16 protein-coding genes are annotated in these 16832 nt (G+C 57.3%); 6 read left to right on the top strand and 10 right to left on the bottom strand.

All coding sequences use genetic code 11. From position 1 onward, the window contains the following. The 8 genes from G403_RS0121310 to G403_RS0121275 all read right to left on the bottom strand — a co-directional run. The coding region (locus tag G403_RS0121310) for a helix-turn-helix domain-containing protein (RefSeq protein ID WP_036234660.1) at nucleotides 1–248 on the bottom strand (248 nt) is incomplete at its 3' end. An 80-nt stretch (nucleotides 249–328) separates the two neighbouring features. Continuing rightward, entirely contained in the window at nucleotides 329–1159 is an 831-nt protein-coding gene (locus G403_RS0121305) for a carbon-nitrogen hydrolase family protein (protein WP_027855768.1), read from the bottom strand. Beyond that, the gene (locus G403_RS0121300; RefSeq protein ID WP_027855767.1) at nucleotides 1159–4959 is read right to left on the bottom strand and encodes a YhdP family protein; all 3801 of its coding nucleotides are present in this window, start codon (nucleotides 4957–4959) and stop codon (nucleotides 1159–1161) included. Before G403_RS0121300 ends, G403_RS0121305 begins: the two co-directional genes overlap by 1 nt. An 11-nt stretch (nucleotides 4960–4970) precedes the next feature. Beyond that, nucleotides 4971–6455, bottom strand: coding sequence for a ribonuclease G (rng, locus tag G403_RS0121295; protein ID WP_027855766.1), 1485 nt, complete (start codon nucleotides 6453–6455; stop codon nucleotides 4971–4973). A 20-nt stretch (nucleotides 6456–6475) separates the two neighbouring features. After that, a complete protein-coding gene (locus G403_RS0121290; RefSeq protein ID WP_027855765.1) occupies nucleotides 6476–7066 on the bottom strand; it encodes a Maf family protein in 591 nt (196 codons plus the stop codon). Between the two features lie 16 nt (nucleotides 7067–7082). After that, nucleotides 7083–7571: a rod shape-determining protein MreD gene (gene mreD / locus G403_RS0121285; RefSeq protein WP_027855764.1), complete on the bottom strand. Its 489-nt coding sequence runs from the start codon at nucleotides 7569–7571 to the stop codon at nucleotides 7083–7085. After that, a complete protein-coding gene (gene mreC, locus G403_RS24195; RefSeq protein WP_084404145.1) occupies nucleotides 7564–8409 on the bottom strand; it encodes a rod shape-determining protein MreC in 846 nt (281 codons plus the stop codon). The genes mreD and mreC overlap by 8 nt, the downstream gene beginning before the upstream one ends. 78 nt (nucleotides 8410–8487) lie before the next feature. Continuing rightward, nucleotides 8488–9525 (bottom strand): rod shape-determining protein, encoded by a 1038-nt coding sequence (locus G403_RS0121275; RefSeq protein WP_027855763.1) that lies wholly within the window; start codon nucleotides 9523–9525, stop codon nucleotides 8488–8490. 189 nt (nucleotides 9526–9714) lie between these two features. Here G403_RS0121275 and gatC point away from each other — a divergent pair, with 189 nt between their 5' ends. From gatC to bfr (G403_RS0121245), 6 genes are all read left to right on the top strand, one after another. Continuing rightward, entirely contained in the window at nucleotides 9715–10002 is a 288-nt protein-coding gene (gene gatC, locus G403_RS0121270; protein ID WP_027855762.1) for an Asp-tRNA(Asn)/Glu-tRNA(Gln) amidotransferase subunit GatC, read from the top strand. Between the two features lie 33 nt (nucleotides 10003–10035). Next, entirely contained in the window at nucleotides 10036–11487 is a 1452-nt protein-coding gene (gene gatA / locus G403_RS0121265; RefSeq protein ID WP_027855761.1) for an Asp-tRNA(Asn)/Glu-tRNA(Gln) amidotransferase subunit GatA, read from the top strand. 13 nt (nucleotides 11488–11500) lie between these two features. After that, a complete protein-coding gene (gene gatB / locus G403_RS0121260; RefSeq protein ID WP_027855760.1) occupies nucleotides 11501–12955 on the top strand; it encodes an Asp-tRNA(Asn)/Glu-tRNA(Gln) amidotransferase subunit GatB in 1455 nt (484 codons plus the stop codon). Between the two features lie 297 nt (nucleotides 12956–13252). Then, a complete protein-coding gene (locus G403_RS0121255) occupies nucleotides 13253–13447 on the top strand; it encodes a (2Fe-2S)-binding protein (RefSeq protein WP_027855759.1) in 195 nt (64 codons plus the stop codon). Between the two features lie 99 nt (nucleotides 13448–13546). Further along, complete coding sequence (bfr, locus tag G403_RS0121250) at nucleotides 13547–14020, top strand: bacterioferritin (protein ID WP_027855758.1); 474 nt, start codon at nucleotides 13547–13549, stop codon at nucleotides 14018–14020. 3 nt (nucleotides 14021–14023) lie between these two features. Further along, complete coding sequence (gene bfr / locus G403_RS0121245; protein WP_027855757.1) at nucleotides 14024–14491, top strand: bacterioferritin; 468 nt, start codon at nucleotides 14024–14026, stop codon at nucleotides 14489–14491. Between the two features lie 41 nt (nucleotides 14492–14532). Here bfr (G403_RS0121245) and G403_RS0121240 read toward each other — a convergent pair whose 3' ends face one another. Together G403_RS0121240 and G403_RS0121235 are read right to left on the bottom strand one after the other, a co-directional pair. Then, nucleotides 14533–15708, bottom strand: a complete 1176-nt coding sequence (locus G403_RS0121240) for a vWA domain-containing protein (RefSeq protein WP_027855756.1) — start codon at nucleotides 15706–15708, stop codon at nucleotides 14533–14535. Nucleotides 15709–15726: 18 nt separating this feature from the next. After that, nucleotides 15727–16575: an AAA family ATPase gene (locus G403_RS0121235; protein WP_027855755.1), complete on the bottom strand. Its 849-nt coding sequence runs from the start codon at nucleotides 16573–16575 to the stop codon at nucleotides 15727–15729. Nucleotides 16576–16832: the final 257 nt, after the last annotated feature.

The raw sequence follows: 16832 nt of genomic DNA, 5'->3' as shown, positions 1-16832 counted from the left end.
CAGATATACAGCTCCCGGATCTGAGCACCGCTCAGTTTCTTGGGACGACCGGAAATCTGCTTGGCCTTGAGCGCGTCAAAGCCACCCTCGCGGTAGGCAGCCAGCCATTCATAGATTCGTGCTCGGCTCATCCCCAGCGCTTTGATGACGACTTCTGGACTCTCGCCATCCATGACCCGTTGAACGGCGCGAACGCGAATGGCTTCTAATGTTTTGTGATCAAGTTTACGACCGTCATCGTGGCGCATGTGTGTAAATATCCGATAAGCTTGGCGAACGGAGCCTACATTATAAATGATGTTCGCTTACTTTCGAACCCATTAGTAAGTCAGCAATGATCCCGGGTGTGCGCCCAGACCGGCATCTCACGACGGCAGCGCTGCAGAGCCGCCAGATCCAGCTGTGTAACGGCGATACCCGGACCGCTTTCCTCCACACAGGCAAGCACCTCGCCCCAGGGATCCACAATCATTGAGTGACCCCAGGTTTCCCGGGTAGGCCCATGGCGTCCGCCCTGATTAGCCCCCAGCACATAACTCTGGGTTTCTATCGCCCGCGCCCTGAGTAGCACTTCCCAGTGCGCCTCCCCGGTTACACGCGTAAAGGCTGAGGGAACCACCAATATCTCCGCACCCAGCGCGCGTAAGCGCTGGTAATGGCCAGCAAAGCGCAGATCGTAGCAGATACTCAACCCCACCTTTCCCCAGGGTGTGTCGACAGTGGCAACGTCGTCACCCGGTTCAAAGCGCTCCGACTCCCGATACCGCGACTGTGCATCCCCCACATCCACATCAAACAGGTGTCGCTTGTCGTAGCTATGAACCCAGCGCCCCCTGTTGTCAAAAACAACCAGCCGCGAGCGGACACGGCCATCTGAAATACGTGACCCGTCCGGGCGCGTAACAGCAGGCAAACTGCCCGCCAAGACCCACAGGTTCAGGCGCCTCGCACAGTCCCCGAGCCAACGCTGCAGGACTCCATGGTCCGCATCATCCTGTGCCAGCGCGGCCACGGCCCCACTGTCGAACAGCGCGAAATTCTCAGGCAGCAGTACCAACTCCGCCCCCGCCGCCGCAGCGTCTGCCAGCAGTCGCTCAGCCTGCTCGAGATTGCGGTTCAAATCGGCGGTGGACACCATCTGAATAACAGCGGCTCTCATCAACGCATCTCCTCAGCTTCCTGTGGTGGCGTTGTGATCAGATCCACTTGCGGATCGCCCCAATCACCGCTCAATCGATAACGCAATGTTGTCACCTGCTCCAGCTTATCCCCGATTAAACGATCAATCAGGAAAACAGCCCCGGCCACCTGGGGTGCACCCAGCAGAACCGCCGCGAAAGGCACATTGCTGGTGATCGGAAGAACCACCTCCATCTCTTTATCAACGGTTTCTGCGCCCAGATCCAGCTGCCCTTCGGCCTGCAGATTAGCGGATGGCCCGACCATCCGGAGCGGCTTTTCGGTGGCGGCAACGCCTCGAGTGATCCGGTAGTCGCCACTTAAGTTATCGAATGCGACCCCTTTTTCAAAAAGATCGCTAAAGTTAAGCCTCAGACGACGCCCCAGGGCATTGAAGTTAAGAATGCCAAAGACGCGTAACAGATTGGCACTGTTACCCGATTCGATAATTCGACCATCCTCCAGCCCAAACTGGAAAGCGCCGTCCAGATTCTCCAGCGCGAATGCCCAGGGCGGGCCATCCCACTCCAACTGAAACCCACCCTCAAGCGCCTGGCTTTCTATTGACCTGGGCAACTGCCAACGAACCAATTGCTCACCCAGATCCCGCCCCTGCATCCTGACCGTCACGCCGGTATGCGGAGCCTGTCCCTGAGTCCAGGTCAGCGCTCCCGAGAGAGTAAGCTCGGCAAGTTTCGCTTCAATGCCCTCAAGTCGTACCTGCTTCTCCGTCGAGCGCACTTGAGCACGCCACATTCCCAACTCACGCCCATCGTAGCGCAGGTCATCCAGAACAAGATCAATATCGGGCAGGGCGTTGCCATCAATCCAGGATACCGATCCAGTCTGATCCTGTGCGGTTGACGGCGCACCGTCTTCACTGACCAGATAAAGTCGCTGCAACTGAACATCGATCGGCCCGGCCTCATCAGGCAGCAAGATCCCGCCTTGGACCTGATTACCCGCCACCTGGATAGACCAGAGCGCCTCCTGCGCCTGGGCCTTCACCTGTAACGGCCCCAGCGAATAGCCCGCCAACTCAAACTCCGCAACCGACAGATCGACCCCACTAAGGCCCACCGGATCGCGACCGCCGGAAGATGGCTGTTGAGTCGCAGCCGGTTCAGCCAGAGCCGCTATACTGGCCAGATCCAGATGCTCAAGCGTTCCACTCAAATAGACTCCGGAGCCGTCCGGCAAACGCGGATCAGCGACGCCCAGTGATATCCGGCCACGCGGTACCGAGCTCGCCAGATCAAACCGACCAAACAAGGCGTCACGGTAGTCAAAGCTCAGTTGATTTGCGTCCAGATCCACATCCAGCGCCAAACTCGCCATTGCATCCGGCGCCTTACCCAACCCTAACGGCAAATTAACGGCCGCGCCGGTCAGCGAGGACGCTAACTCGAACCTGTTGCGGCAGGCGTTACCGCTGATACAGAAATCGACGCTGGCCTGATAGGGTACGACCCCTTGTATGACGCGCAGGGCATCAAGCGCCAGCCACTCTCGCACCGACTGCATCTCGGCCTGCCCTTCAAGTGACAACGTCGTTTTGCCATCAGCGGCGTTCAACCGACCGCTCAGTGGCCGCCCCCACAGCTGAGCCGACAGCGGACCACTGGTTAACCCGGCCTGCGAGCTGTAACTGAAGCGGCCTGCCAGCTCATCAAGCGCCAGCCTCAGGCTATCGGAACGGAGACTTGCCTGATTCAGCGTACCTGTGACGTCCACCGTAGGTACCGAGGACTCATTGGTCACAGGAATCTCGAGCTGAACGAGCGCTCCAAGACTTCCCCCCAACGACCAGTCGCCAAGCCCCTGATCCAAGGCACCTAAGGGCTTACTGCGCAGCACCTGCTCCAGATCCGACGCAGGTCCCTGGACAGCCGCCGCCACCTGCAATGACCTATCATGCAAGCGCTTATAGGCCCAACCACTCGTTATTTCAGACGTCAGAAAACGTCCATTGCGCAGGTCAACGCGGAGATCACCGTTACGAACCTGCAGGAAGAGATCCGCCGCCTCGATGGGCGGCCACGCCGGATCGTAACGCAACGATCCGCCGCCTATATCCATAAAGAGATTAATGCTGGGTGGGCGCCTTGATTCCAGCATGCGGGTACCGCCGTGCAGTACCAGACCACCCTGGCGAATCTGGCCCGCCTGAATCGCCTCACCCAACCACCGATGGACCCCCTCGCCGACCTCTTTTGCCGGTGTGTAGCGCTGCGCCTGAGTGCCATCACTCTCGGTCAGCCCTATCATCAGGGTCAGTTCGGTTTGCGTCTGACGATCATAAGGAACAAGGATACTGAAGCGCCCCGCACCACTGACACCCGCCTCCCTCAAATGCAGTAAATCACTGGCGATCAGAGCCGCATCGTCATCCAGCGACCAGCGCACAACACCATCGGCCGCATGAAATGTCCAGCCATCCTGATAGAGCTTGGGAAAGTGCATCTCGAAGTAATCAGTGTTCAGATGCAGAGCGCCGCCCGCCGCTGAAGCCCTCAATAGCCCGCTAGCCCCGCGGATTTTTGGCGCACCGAAATAAGCCTCTACCCCCAGTGCACGTGCATCTGCGACAAGCTCGAAATCTGTCCAGCCCCGTCCTTGCCACTGCACAACCGTATTTTCAAGACGCCCTTCAGGCTTCAGCTCCCTCAATACGCCGGTTAAAGCATCCGGGAGCATCGGTAACCCGGCGACCCATCGGCTCAGAGGTGCCATTTCAAGCTCGGGAACCATAACCTTACTGGGAGGCACCCGATAATCCAGCCCTCCCTCAAGTGCCACTAAAGGTATATCCAGAGACTGTTCATCAGACTGCAGATGGATATCACTGAGCTGTAGCTGGTAGAGTTCCTCGCCCGGCAACAGAGCGAACGCGAGATAGCTGTTTGTTAAATGAACCGGGTTATCCGCTCCATACTCCAGCTCACCAACGGCAAGGCGCCCCTGCAAACGCTCCAGCGCATTGTCCTGCCATACTCCCCAAAACTCTGTACCCGCGCGCATTCTGGCGAGGGGAAGATCCAGGTCGAAAAGCTCAAACAGCTCCGGCCCCAGAGATTCCAGTTTCAAGTAAAATGGAAAACGCCCGGAGAGTGCGGACTCCGGCTGCCCCTCGAACTGAACAGCATACGCGAGCTGCGTTTCCTCCAGGCCCTGGATGCGAAGCTGACCACTGAACTGGTGTTCGCCCTCGAGGTTTTCGAGCAACGCCTGCACCGAATGAAACCTGACCTGCCGACCCTTCTCCGAGTGCAGCTCAACGCTCGCGTCGGCCAGCACAACCTCCGGTTGACTGAGGATCAACCCCAGCAGCCACTGCTCAAAATTATTCTCTGGATGTGCGGTTTCGCGTGCTGTCGGTTCAGGCACCCGCCACCAGGTACCTTCGCGCTGGTAAACAGACACCTCGACGTCGGAAATCTCAAGCTGCTCGAACACCGGCTGCAAGCCGATGACAGAACGCCAGGGGTCCAGAGTGAGGTCGATAGAGGCGATATCAATCGTGTACCGCAGCGCCGTGCTGCCGCGTTCCACCAGACTCAAAGCGTCAACCCTCAGGTGAGGGTAATAACCATCCCAACTGGCATCCAGAGCGCCGATTTCAACATCGGCCCCCAAACGCTGACTCAGCTGCTCAGCAACCAAACGCGGTGCCTGCGACAATAGCGGCAGACCAACCCGCGCCCCCAGGATCAGAAGCCCCAGCAGAGTCGCCAGAACCAGGACCCACTTTCCCAGCCGAACAACCGATGCCCTGATCATCTCGCGATACCTTAACGCAGTACCACGTCAAAGTTCTCCGGGTTGTACATCGGCTCTATCTGGAAGCGAATAGGCTTACCGATGAAGACCTCTAGCTCGGCCACGTGGTCAGACGCATCGTCCATCAGGTAGTCCACCACGCGCTGGTTGGCCAGCACCAGATAGGCATCGGTATCGTAAGCTCTGTGCTGACGCAGTATTTCCCGAAAAATCTCGTAACAAACCGTTTCCGGTGTTCGAATAGAGCCACGCCCCTCGCACTGGGGGCAAGGCTCACACAACACCTGCTCCAGGCTTTCACGGGTACGCTTGCGGGTCATTTCCACCAGGCCAAGTTCAGAGACGCCTGTGACCTTGCACTTGGCGTAATCCTTCTCCAGCACGCGCTCCAGCGTTCTCAGAACCTGGCGCTGATGATCCACATCTTCCATATCGATAAAGTCGATAATGATAATGCCACCCAGATTACGTAAACGTAGCTGACGGCCAATAGCCGTCGCCGCCTCCAGGTTGGTTTTAAAAATCGTTTCTTCCAGATTGCGATGGCCCACAAAACCACCGGTGTTTACATCCACCGTTGTCATCGCTTCGGTTTGATCGAAAATGAGATAACCACCGGACTTCAGCTCAACCTTGCGCCCTAACGCCTTCTGAATCTCCTCCTCCACATTAAACAGATCAAAGATAGGACGCTCACCGGGATAATACTCCAGCTTCTCCTCGATCTCGGGGACCAGAGAGCGCGAGAAATCGATCGCTTTCTGGAAGGTTTCCCGAGAGTCGATGCGGATCCGCTCAACGCCTGCATGCGCCATATCACGCAGGGCACGCATATTCAGCGGCAGGTCTTCATACACCGCAGCCGGCGCCGTTACCTTGGCAATGCGTGCCTGAATGGAGCTCCAGAGACGACGCAGAAACTGAATATCGGAGCCCAGTTCCGCACTGCTGACCCGCTCAGCCACCGTACGCAGGATAAATCCATAGCTGGCACTGGCGTCTTCATCTTCCGCCTGATCCGATTCGGTCAGCTTCTGGATCAAGGCACGTAACCGCTCCCGCTCTTCCGGATCTTCAATGCGTTGAGAGACACCTATATGGGAGCTGCCCGGCATCAGTACGAGATAGCGGGACGGGATTGAAAGATGGGTGGTCAGGCGCGCACCTTTAGTGCCGATCGGGTCTTTGGTGACCTGTACCAGAAGTGATTGTCCCTCTCGCAAAACCTGCGCGATGGAAACACTGTGACGCTCTTCTGCAGGCAGCCCCTGGTCAACCACTTCATCAACATGGATGAACGCTGCGCGCTCCAGACCGATATCGACAAACGCCGCCTGCATACCGGGTAGCACCCTGACGACCTTGCCTTTATAGATGTTTCCGACGATTCCCCGCCGCTTTACCCGCTCAACATAGATCTCCTGGGGCATACCGTTTTCGATGACGGCGACCCGCGTCTCCATCGGCGTAAAGTTGATGAGAATCTCTTCACCCATGCCGTATTCCTTATTCCCGGCTATTGCGCCCCGCCGTTTTGCCAGACGCCAATATCAAAATATTCAAGCAGGCTCGCCGTTTCTGCCAACGGGAGACCAACCACGGACGAATAACTGCCGCTGATCGACTCAACCAGCACCGCCCCTAACCCCTGTATACCATAACTGCCCGCTTTATCGGCCGGTTCACCGGTGCGCCAGTAGGCGTGCGCGCGCTGCTTATCAAATTGAATAAAGCACACTTCGGTTATGACGACCCTTGACAGGCATTGTTCCCCATCAGCAACAGCCACACCGGTCATCACCTGATGCGTTTGTCCGGATAAGCGCATCAATGTCCCGACGGCATCTTCCTCATCAACCGGCTTACCTAAAATGGTGCCATCAATAACGACTGTCGTGTCAGATCCCAACGCAGGCTCTCGCCCCCCGGATGCCCGAAAGCCGGCCTGCGCCTTAGCCCGCGCCAGACGCTCAACGTAGTCCCGAGCAGCTTCACCCCGTTGCGGTGTTTCATCGATATCGACCGGACAAACCCGATAGATAACACCGATTTGATCCAATAATTCACGACGTCGTGGAGAAGCAGAGGCGAGAACAAGCTGCGGCATAATTAACTCCGTCGAACTAGCTGATACGGAACATGCGCCGGATACTGCGCAACAGGAGGAACAGCCAGGGCCAGACCAGCGCACTGACGGCAGCCGGAAGCAGAAAACGCAGAGAGTCACTGGTGGTACCGGTAATTCCCTGCATCCAGTGGAAGAGAAGCTGATTGATGCCCACCAGAACCAGCACCAGAGCGGACTGCTGCCAGAGCGGAAACATTCGCATTCGCTTGTACAGCATCAGAACCAGAAACGCGATAATCGTCATGGCCAGCGCATTGAGCCCCATCACGCTGCCACGCACCAAATCCATGATCAACCCGAGGATAAAAGCACTGCCGACACTAACCCGCTCCGGGAGTGCCATGACCCAGTAGATCAAAACCAGCACCACCCATTCCGGGCGCGCCCAGGTCAGTATATCCGGCATCGGAATCTGACTCAGCACCAGACCAACGATGAAGGTCCCCAAAATGATCAGCCCGCCCCCGGCGCGCTCCTCACTCATCGGCCCCCTCCGTCAACCGAGTGACGCTCTGTGAATGATGCTCGACCAGCAACAGGTGACGGCTTTTATCCAAACGCGCTGTTGGCACCGCCTTCACCTGAACAAATTGCTGCCCGGGGTCACGCACGACCTCGGTAACCTTAGCCACCGGATAACCGCGCGGAAAACGCCCGCCAAGTCCAGAGGTGACCAGTCTGTCACCGACCCTCACATCCGCGGTATCCGCCACATGCTCCAGCTCAAGCTCATCCATCACGCCTTTACCCAGCGCAATCGCTCGAAAGCCGTTTCGGTTCACCTCAACCGGTATCGCAGCACGCGCATCGGTGATCAGCATGATCCGCGCCGTGTAGTGAGACAGTGAAACCACCTGCCCCATCACACCACCGGCATCAAGCACCGGCTGGCCCGCGTATACACCCTCTTCAGAGCCGCGGTTGATAATCACTTCGTGCTGAAACGGGTCCGGGTTGACACCGATCAACTCGGCCAGCTTCACCGGCTCCTGAACACGCTCACGGGCACTGAGCAGCTCCCGAAGTCGAATATTTTCAGCCATCAGAGACGCGTTCTGCTGGACTTTACGCTCCAGCACCAATGCCTCAGTGCGCAGGCGCTCGTTCTCACTGAGCAACGTCGCGCGACTGACAAGCACGCCTGAAAGGTTATCGGCAGCACGAGAGGGTAGATCCACCAACCATTGCAGCGGCGTGACCACCAGTGAGAGATAGGATCGCCCTTCGCGCATCTTTGACCAATTAAGGTCAGCGACGATGAGCAGAATCGCCATCAGCAGCAGAACGACAAAGAGGGCGCGCGGCGCCCCCCCTCTGAAAATCGTTTTAATAACAGACCTCCGGCTTCCCTATCGCCAACCACCGGTCAGCATACACGAAAGCAACCTGAAACCCGGTCATTACTCGTAGGTCAGCAACTCAAAGGCATGCTTATCCAGCATCTCCAGTGCTTTACCGCCACCACGCGCTACGCAGGTCAATGGGTCTTCAGCGACGATCACCGGCAAACCGGTCTCTTCACTGATCAAGCGATCGATATTACGCAGCAGCGCGCCACCACCGGTCAGCACAATACCATGCTCGGCAATGTCGGCCGCCAGTTCGGGCGGACACTGTTCCAGGGCACTTTTAACGGCCTGAACGATAGACGAAAGCGGCTCTTGCAACGCCTCCAGAATTTCGTTCGAGTTAAGCGTGAAGCTGCGCGGAATACCCTCGGCAAGATTGCGACCGCGGACATCAATTTCGAACACTTCGGTGCCCGGATAGGCCGTGCCGATCTCCTGCTTAATCCGCTCCGCCGTCGCATCACCGATCAGACTGCCGTAGTTACGGCGCACGTAGGTCACGATCGCCTCATCGAAACGGTCGCCGCCAACGCGCACCGATTCTGCGTAGACAATACCGTTCAAAGAAATAACCGCGATTTCAGTGGTACCGCCACCGATATCCACAACCATGGAACCACTGGCCTCGTCCACCGGCATACCGGCACCGATGGCCGCTGCCATCGGCTCTTCAATCAGATAAACCTCGCGCGCACCCGCGCCGATGGCCGATTCCTTGATCGCACGACGCTCCACCTGAGTCGATTTACAGGGCACACAGACCAGCACACGGGGACTGGGTGTCAGGAAAGAATTATCGTGCACTTTGCTGATGAAGTACTGCAGCATTTTTTCGGTGACGTGGAAGTCCGCTATAACCCCATCCTTCATCGGCCGAATCGCTGTGATATTCCCCGGTGTACGCCCAAGCATACGCTTGGCATCAGCGCCTACCGCCGCTACCGATTTCTGGTTGCCCTGAACACGGATCGCCACTACCGACGGCTCGTTAAGAACGATATCTCGGTCGCGTACGAAAATGAGGGTGTTAGCCGTGCCCAGATCGATGGACAGATCGCTGGAAAAAAGACCGCGAATTTTCTTGAACATGAGAAGTGGGTACCCTGGGATTTGCCTGCAACCTGCAACACCTTTCATGTGCTGCAAAGCCATCTCGGCCACAAGTCCTGAAAGCCGATAACTCTAACAACGGCGGGGATTTTGGGCAAGGAACAAATGTGGTAACTTACTGGGCTTTAATCTCTTTCCTGAATTGATCAAACAGCGAGAAGCGGACTTATGTCTCTGGACCGATCCGACGTGGAACGTATCGCCCATCTGGCACGCCTCCAGATCGACGAGAACGATATCCCCGCCTATACCGAAAACCTTTCCAGCATTCTAAACCTGATCGACCAGATGCAGCAGGCCGATACCGGTAACGTGGCCCCACTGGCCAATCCGCTCGACGCCGTGCAGCGTCTGCGTGCCGACGAGGTCACCGAGCCCAACCAGCGCGAGCAGCTGCAGGCGGTCGCTCCAGCCGTGGAAGACGGCCTTTTCCTGGTCCCGAAAGTGATCGAGTGATCTTCGCTTCCCATCTTAAGGAATATAGACAGCATGTTTGACAAGACACTGGCCGAGCTGGCTGAAGGGTTGCGCAAGGGCGACTTCAGCAGTGTCGAGCTAACCGGCGCCTGGCTAGAGCGCATTAAGACCGAGGACAGCAAGTACAACAGTTACATCTCCGTGACCGAAGAGCAGGCGCTGGAGCAGGCCAAAGCGGCCGATGCAGCAATCGCCGCGGGTACGGCGGGTGCCTTCACCGGCTTGCCCATTGCCCACAAGGACCTGTTCTGCACCCAGGGCGTGCGCACCAGCTGCGGCTCGAAGATGCTCGACAACTTCGCTTCTCCCTATGATGCGACCGTGGTTGCCAAGTTCAAGCAGGCCGGTGCCGTCATGCTGGGTAAAACCAACATGGACGAATTCGCCATGGGTTCCTCCAACGAATCCAGCTTTTATGGCCCGGCGCGCAACCCCTGGAACACCGACTGCGTACCGGGCGGCTCTTCCGGTGGTTCCGGCGCAGCCGTTGCGGCTCGCCTGACGCCGGCCGCCACCGGTTCCGATACTGGCGGCTCCATCCGCCAGCCCGCGGCCCTGTGCGGCATCACCGGCCTGAAGCCCACCTATGGTCGGGTTTCCCGCTACGGCATGGTGGCATTCGCCTCGTCGCTGGATCAAGGCGGCCCCATGGCGCACACGGCCGAAGACTGCGCGATGATGCTTAACGTTATGGCAGGTTTCGATCCGATGGACTCTACCTGCCTGGATCGTGAGGTCCCGGACTACACGGCAGCCCTGAACGAACCCTTGGCCGGCCTGAAGATCGGTCTACCCAAGGAGTACTTCACCGAAACGCTGGATCCGCAGATTGCCGAGCGCGTTAAAGCCGCCGTTGCCGAGTTCGAAAAGCTGGGCGCCACGGTGAAAGAGGTCAGTCTGCCCAATACCGAGCTGTGCATTCCGAGCTACTACATTATCGCCCCGGCTGAAGCCTCCTCGAACCTGTCACGTTTCGATGGTGTGCGCTACGGCTACCGCTGCGAAGAACCGAAAGACCTGGAAGATCTCTACAAGCGTACCCGGGGCGAAGGCTTCGGCGCCGAGGTAAAACGCCGCATCATGGTGGGCACCTACGCCCTCTGCGCCGGCTACTACGACGCTTACTACAACAAGGCCCAGCAGATTCGCCGCCTGATCCAACAGGATTTTATCCGTGTGCTGGACGATGTGGACGTGATCATGGGCCCGACCACGCCGCACCCGGCATTCAAGATCGGCGAGAAGAGCAACGACCCGGTCAGCATGTACATGGAAGATATCTATACCCTGTCGCTGAACCTGGCCGGCCTGCCAGGCATGTCCGTACCCTGTGGACAGGTCAACGGCCTGCCGGTGGGTCTGCAGATTATCGGCAACTACTTTGCCGAGTCGAAACTGCTCAACGTGGCACACCAGTTCCAGCAGGCAACTGACTGGCATCAACAGGCACCGGCTGGCATCTGAGAGGTTTAACACGATGGAATGGGAAGTTGTTATCGGGCTGGAGATTCACGTCCAGCTCTCTACCACAACGAAGATTTTCTCCGGTGCCAGCACCGCATTCGGCGCCGAGCCCAACACCCAGGCCTGCGCCGTTGATCTGGCGCTGCCGGGCACACTGCCGGTGTTCAACGAAAATGCGCTGCGCATGGCGGTAATGTTTGGCCTCGCCGTGAACGCCGAGATCGGCAAGCGCTCCGTCTTTGAGCGCAAAAACTACTTCTACCCGGATCTACCCAAAGGCTATCAGACCACCCAGCTGGCGGAGCCGATCGTGGGCCCGGGCTACGTGGATATTGAAACCGATGATGGCGTTCAGCGCCGGGTTCGTCTGCACCACGCCCACCTCGAGGAAGACGCGGGTAAGTCCCTGCATGAAGACTATCACGGCATGTCCGGTATCGACCTGAACCGCGCCGGTACACCGCTGGTGGAGATTGTATCCGAACCGGATATGCGTTCTTCCAAAGAGGCCGCCGCCTATGCCCGCAAGATCCACGCGATCGTCACCACGCTGGGCATCTGTGATGGCAACATGGCCGAAGGCTCCATGCGCTGCGACTGTAACGTTTCCGTGCGCCCCAAGGGACAGGAAGAGTACGGCACCCGTACCGAACTGAAGAACATCAACTCCTTCCGCTTTATCGAGCGCGCCATCGATACCGAAGTCGCCCGCCAGATCGACCTGATCGAGGATGGTGGCACTGTAGTGCAGGAAACCCGCCTGTACGACCCGGACAAGAACCAGACCCGCAGCATGCGCTCCAAGGAAGATGCCAACGACTACCGCTACTTCCCCTGCCCGGACCTGCTGCCCGTGGTGATCGATGACAGCTATATCGAGGCCATCCGAGAAACCCTGCCGGAGCTTCCGGATGCCCGTCGCGAGCGCTTTATCGAGGAGTACAAACTCTCCGACTATGACGCAGGGGTTCTTTCCGGCTACAGCGCCCAGGCCGACTACTACGAATCGGTAGTTAAAGCCTGCGGCGATGCCAAACTGGCCGCCAACTGGGTGATGGGTGAGCTGGCCAAGCACCTGAACCAGAACGATACCGATATCAAGCACAGCCCGGTTTCGGCCGAGCAGCTCGGTGGATTGCTGATTCGAATCAAGGACAACACCATCTCCGGCAACATCGCCAAGAAGGTGTTCGAGCTGATGTGGTCCGAAGGCGGCACGGCCGACGAGATCATTGACGCCCAGGGCCTCAAGCAGGTCACCGACACCGGTGAAATCGAGAAAATCGTCGATGATGTTATCGCCAAGGCCGATAAACAGGTGGAGCAATACAAAGCCGCCGAGCCCGAGAAGCGTGGCAAAATGCTGGGCTTCTTTATGGGCCAGGTGATGAAAGCCACCGGCGGTAAGGCCAACCCGGGCGCCGTAAACGGCATTCTGAAGAAGAAACTCGACGCGCTCTGCGACTGAGTCAGGAAAGCGAACAGGGCCTCCGCTCCCTGTTCGCTTTGCTACATATCGCTGACACTCCTTCCCACCTCCTCCTGGCCAGCCAGCGCTAACTTCCTGTTTTAAAAAACCCCAGAGTCCCCAGTCGACCTGGCCCTCTATTTGCTGAATCCACGCATGCTCAGCGACTGATGTCCGATCCTCCCTTGTATCGATTGGAACCGAACACCGACTGACGTGAAAAGGCTTGAATTTTATAAAATACGAACTATTATCATTACCAACAGCATTTAGAACCATCAACGGGAGGTGGTTAGCATGTACGTCTGCATCTGTAACAACATCACCGAGCGTCAGGTCCGAGAGGCTATTGATGACGGCGCCCGCAGCGTACGCGACCTGAACCGCTCACTGTCCGTCGGCAGCGAATGCGGCAAGTGCACCTGCGTGGCGCGCAAGATCCTCAAACGCGAGCAACAGGAGCAGGCCATGGAGCTGGCTGTCCCCGCCTGAGCTTCTTCATAGCTCCTTGAATTGCGCTATACTGGTCCGACACGGCTGCTCCACCCGCCCAGCCAACATCCACTTGTGCGACCACGAAAGGAGCATTCAATGCAAGGTGACAAGTCGCTGTTACAACGGCTTAACAAGGTACTCACCTTCGAGCTGACCTCCATCAACCAGTACTTCCTGCATGCAAGGATGTATAAGAACTGGGGCCTGGAAAAGCTCAACCAGAAAGCCTACAAAAAATCCATTCTCGACATGAAGCAGGCGGACGAGCTGATTGAACGCATCCTGTTTCTGGAAGGCCTTCCCAATCTTCAGCAGCTCGAGCGGCTGCGTATCGGAGAACACTGTGCCGAGATGATGCAGTGCGACCTGGACCTGGAGATGGAGCAACTCACGCTGCTGCGGGAAGTGATCGCCGAGTGCGAAAACGCCGGCGATTATGTCAGCCGCCATCTGCTCGAGGAGATCCTAGAAGGCGAAGAAGAATACGTGGACTGGATTGAAGCCCAACAGCATCTGATTCGCGAAACCGGCATCGAAAACTATCTGCAGTCAGCGATCGAAAAGGAGTAAGTGATGAAAGGCAACAAGAAGGTCATTGACGCACTCAACAAACTGCTCGCCGGTGAGCTGGCAGCGATGGACCAGTACTTCATCCACTCCGAGATGTACGATGACTGGGGCTTGAGCAAACTCTATGAGCGTATCGCCCACGAGTTCGAGGATGAGAAAGGCCATGCCAAGGCGATCATCTCTCGTATTCTGTTCCTGGAGGGAACGCCGGATCTGGTGACCCGCGAGCCGATCAAGGTGGGCAAAGATGTCCCGGAAATGCTTCGCAACGACCTGGAAGTGGAGTACACCGTGGTCAAGAACCTGCGCGACGTTATCGCACTGTGCGAAAAAGAGCAGGACTACCAGACCCGTGAAATGCTTCGCAAACAACTCGAAGATACCGAGGAAGATCACGCCTACTGGCTGGAAAAACAGCTGGGCCTGATCGACAAGATCGGCCTGAAGAACTACCAGCAGTCACAGATGTGATGCCGGCGCCCGGAGCTACGGCTCCGGGCTCGTCAAGCCTGCTACTTCGCCAGATAGCGAATCGCCTCAGACAACCCATCCAGCGTCAGGGGATACATGCGCCCCTGCACCAGATCCCGCGTTAAACCGATCGACTGGGTATATTGCCAGGCCGACTCCGGCACCGGATTGAGCCACACCAGTTTCGGAAAGTACTCGGTAATCCGCTGCATCCAGGCCGAACCCGGCTCCTCATTCATCTGCTCGACACTACCAAACCGACTGAAAATCTCGTAGGGCCCCATCGAGGCATCGCCGATAAAGATCACTTTGTAATCCGAAGGGTAACGATGGAGCAGGTCCATCAGCAGCGTTGATTCATTGTAACGTCGCCGATTGTCGCGCCAGACACGTTCGTACACAAAGTTGTGGAAGTAGAAATACTCCAGATGTTTAAACTGGCTGCGACAGGCCGAAAACAGCTCCTCACAGACTCTGACATAAGGGTCCATCGAGCCTCCCACATCAAAGAACAGAAGTACCTTGACCGCATTATGCCGCTCCGGCACCGTGCGAATATCCAACAGCCCCGCATTGGCGGCGGTCGAACGGATGGTATCATCCAGGTCCAGCTCGGTGGCGGCGCCGGTTCGTGCAAAGGCGCGTAGCTTACGCAGCGCCACCTTGATGTTCCGGGTACCGATCTCCACGTTATCATCAAGATTACGGAACTCCCGGCGCTCCCAGACTTTGGAGGCCGAACGGTTACGGCTCTCGCCACCCACCCGAATACCACCCGGGTGGTAACCGCTATTGCCAAAGGGCGAGGTACCGCCGGTCCCGATCCACTTACTGCCCCCTTGATGCCGTTCTTTCTGCTCCTCCAGACGCTCCTTGAAGCGCCGGATAAGCTCGTCCAGCCCACCAACGGACTGGACCCGGGCACGCTCTTCGTCGGAAAGCTGCTTGAGAAATTCCGCCTTCACCCAATCATCGGGAATCAAGGCATCGACGATATCCTCAAGCTTCTCCACCTCCTTGAAGTAGGCAGCAAAAGCACGGTCAAAACGATCGTAGTACTGCTCGTCCTTGACCATACAGGTTCGCGCCAGCAGGTAGAAATCATCCACACGACCGAACGCAAGATTGGCATCCATCGCCTCCAACAGAACCAACAATTCCTTGATCGATACCGGCACCCCGTAACGACGCAGTGTATACAGGAAATTAACAAGCATCAGTTTGGCCTGTTTGGATTAACGATCGGCGGAGCGACGCGCCATAAACGCCAAACGCTCCAGTAACTGAACATCCTGCTCGTTTTTCAGCAATGCGCCATGCAACGGCGGTATCGCCTGACGGACATCACCCTGCTTGAGCACGGACTCCGGGATATCCTCCGACATCAGCAACTTGAGCCAGTCAATCAGCTCCGATGTGGAGGGCTTTTTCTTAAGACCCGGGATCTCCCGCACTTCAAAGAAGATATCCAGCGCACGGCTGACCAACTCCGGCTTGAGATTTGGGAAATGCACATTGACGATCTCCCTCATCGTGTCCCGCTCGGGGAAGCGAATGAAGTGAAAGAAGCAGCGGCGCAAAAAGGCATCCGGCAGCTCTTTTTCGTTATTACTGGTGATAATCACGATGGGACGCTGGCGCGCCTTGACCAGCTGGCCGGTCTCATAGACATAGAACTCCATTTTATCGAGCTCGACCAGCAGGTCGTTGGGGAACTCGATATCGGCCTTGTCGATCTCATCGATCAACAGCACCACCTGCTCATGGCTGTCGAACGCCTCCCAGAGCTTCCCCCGGCGAATGTAGTTAGCGATATTATGAACCCGCTCACTGCCCAGCTGTGAGTCCCTCAGACGGGAAACCGCATCATACTCGTAGAGCCCCTGCTGAGCTTTGGTGGTGGATTTAATATGCCACTGAATCAGGCGCTTGCCCAGTGCGCCAGCCACCTGTTCGGCCAGCAACGTTTTACCGGTGCCAGGCTCGCCCTTGACCAGCAACGGCCGCTGCAGCGTAACCGCTGCATTGACCGCCATCCGCAGATCTTCGGTTGCAATGTATGTGTCGGTCCCCTGGAACTTCATCGGCAAATCCTCGGCAAACGCTTAACGAATCAACCGCTATGATAACCGTCAACAGGTGCTCGACGTCAAAAGGGAGTGCGCGCCCGCGGCATACCGTACATCCTGTTACCGCCGCTCCTGCGCATCCCTGCGCCCGCGGCATACCGTACATCCTGTACATAAAAAAACCCGCCGGGCGTTGCCGCGGCGGGTGAAATGTGTGTGATAAAGCCGAATGTTCGTTCTTACCTCGAACAGAACAGTCCAGTCTCGGGGAG

The organism is Marinobacterium litorale DSM 23545 (assembly GCF_000428985.1).
GTDB classification, from domain to species: Bacteria; Pseudomonadota; Gammaproteobacteria; order Pseudomonadales; family Balneatricaceae; genus Marinobacterium_D; species Marinobacterium_D litorale.
This window is presented reverse-complemented; position numbering and strand designations above follow the sequence as displayed.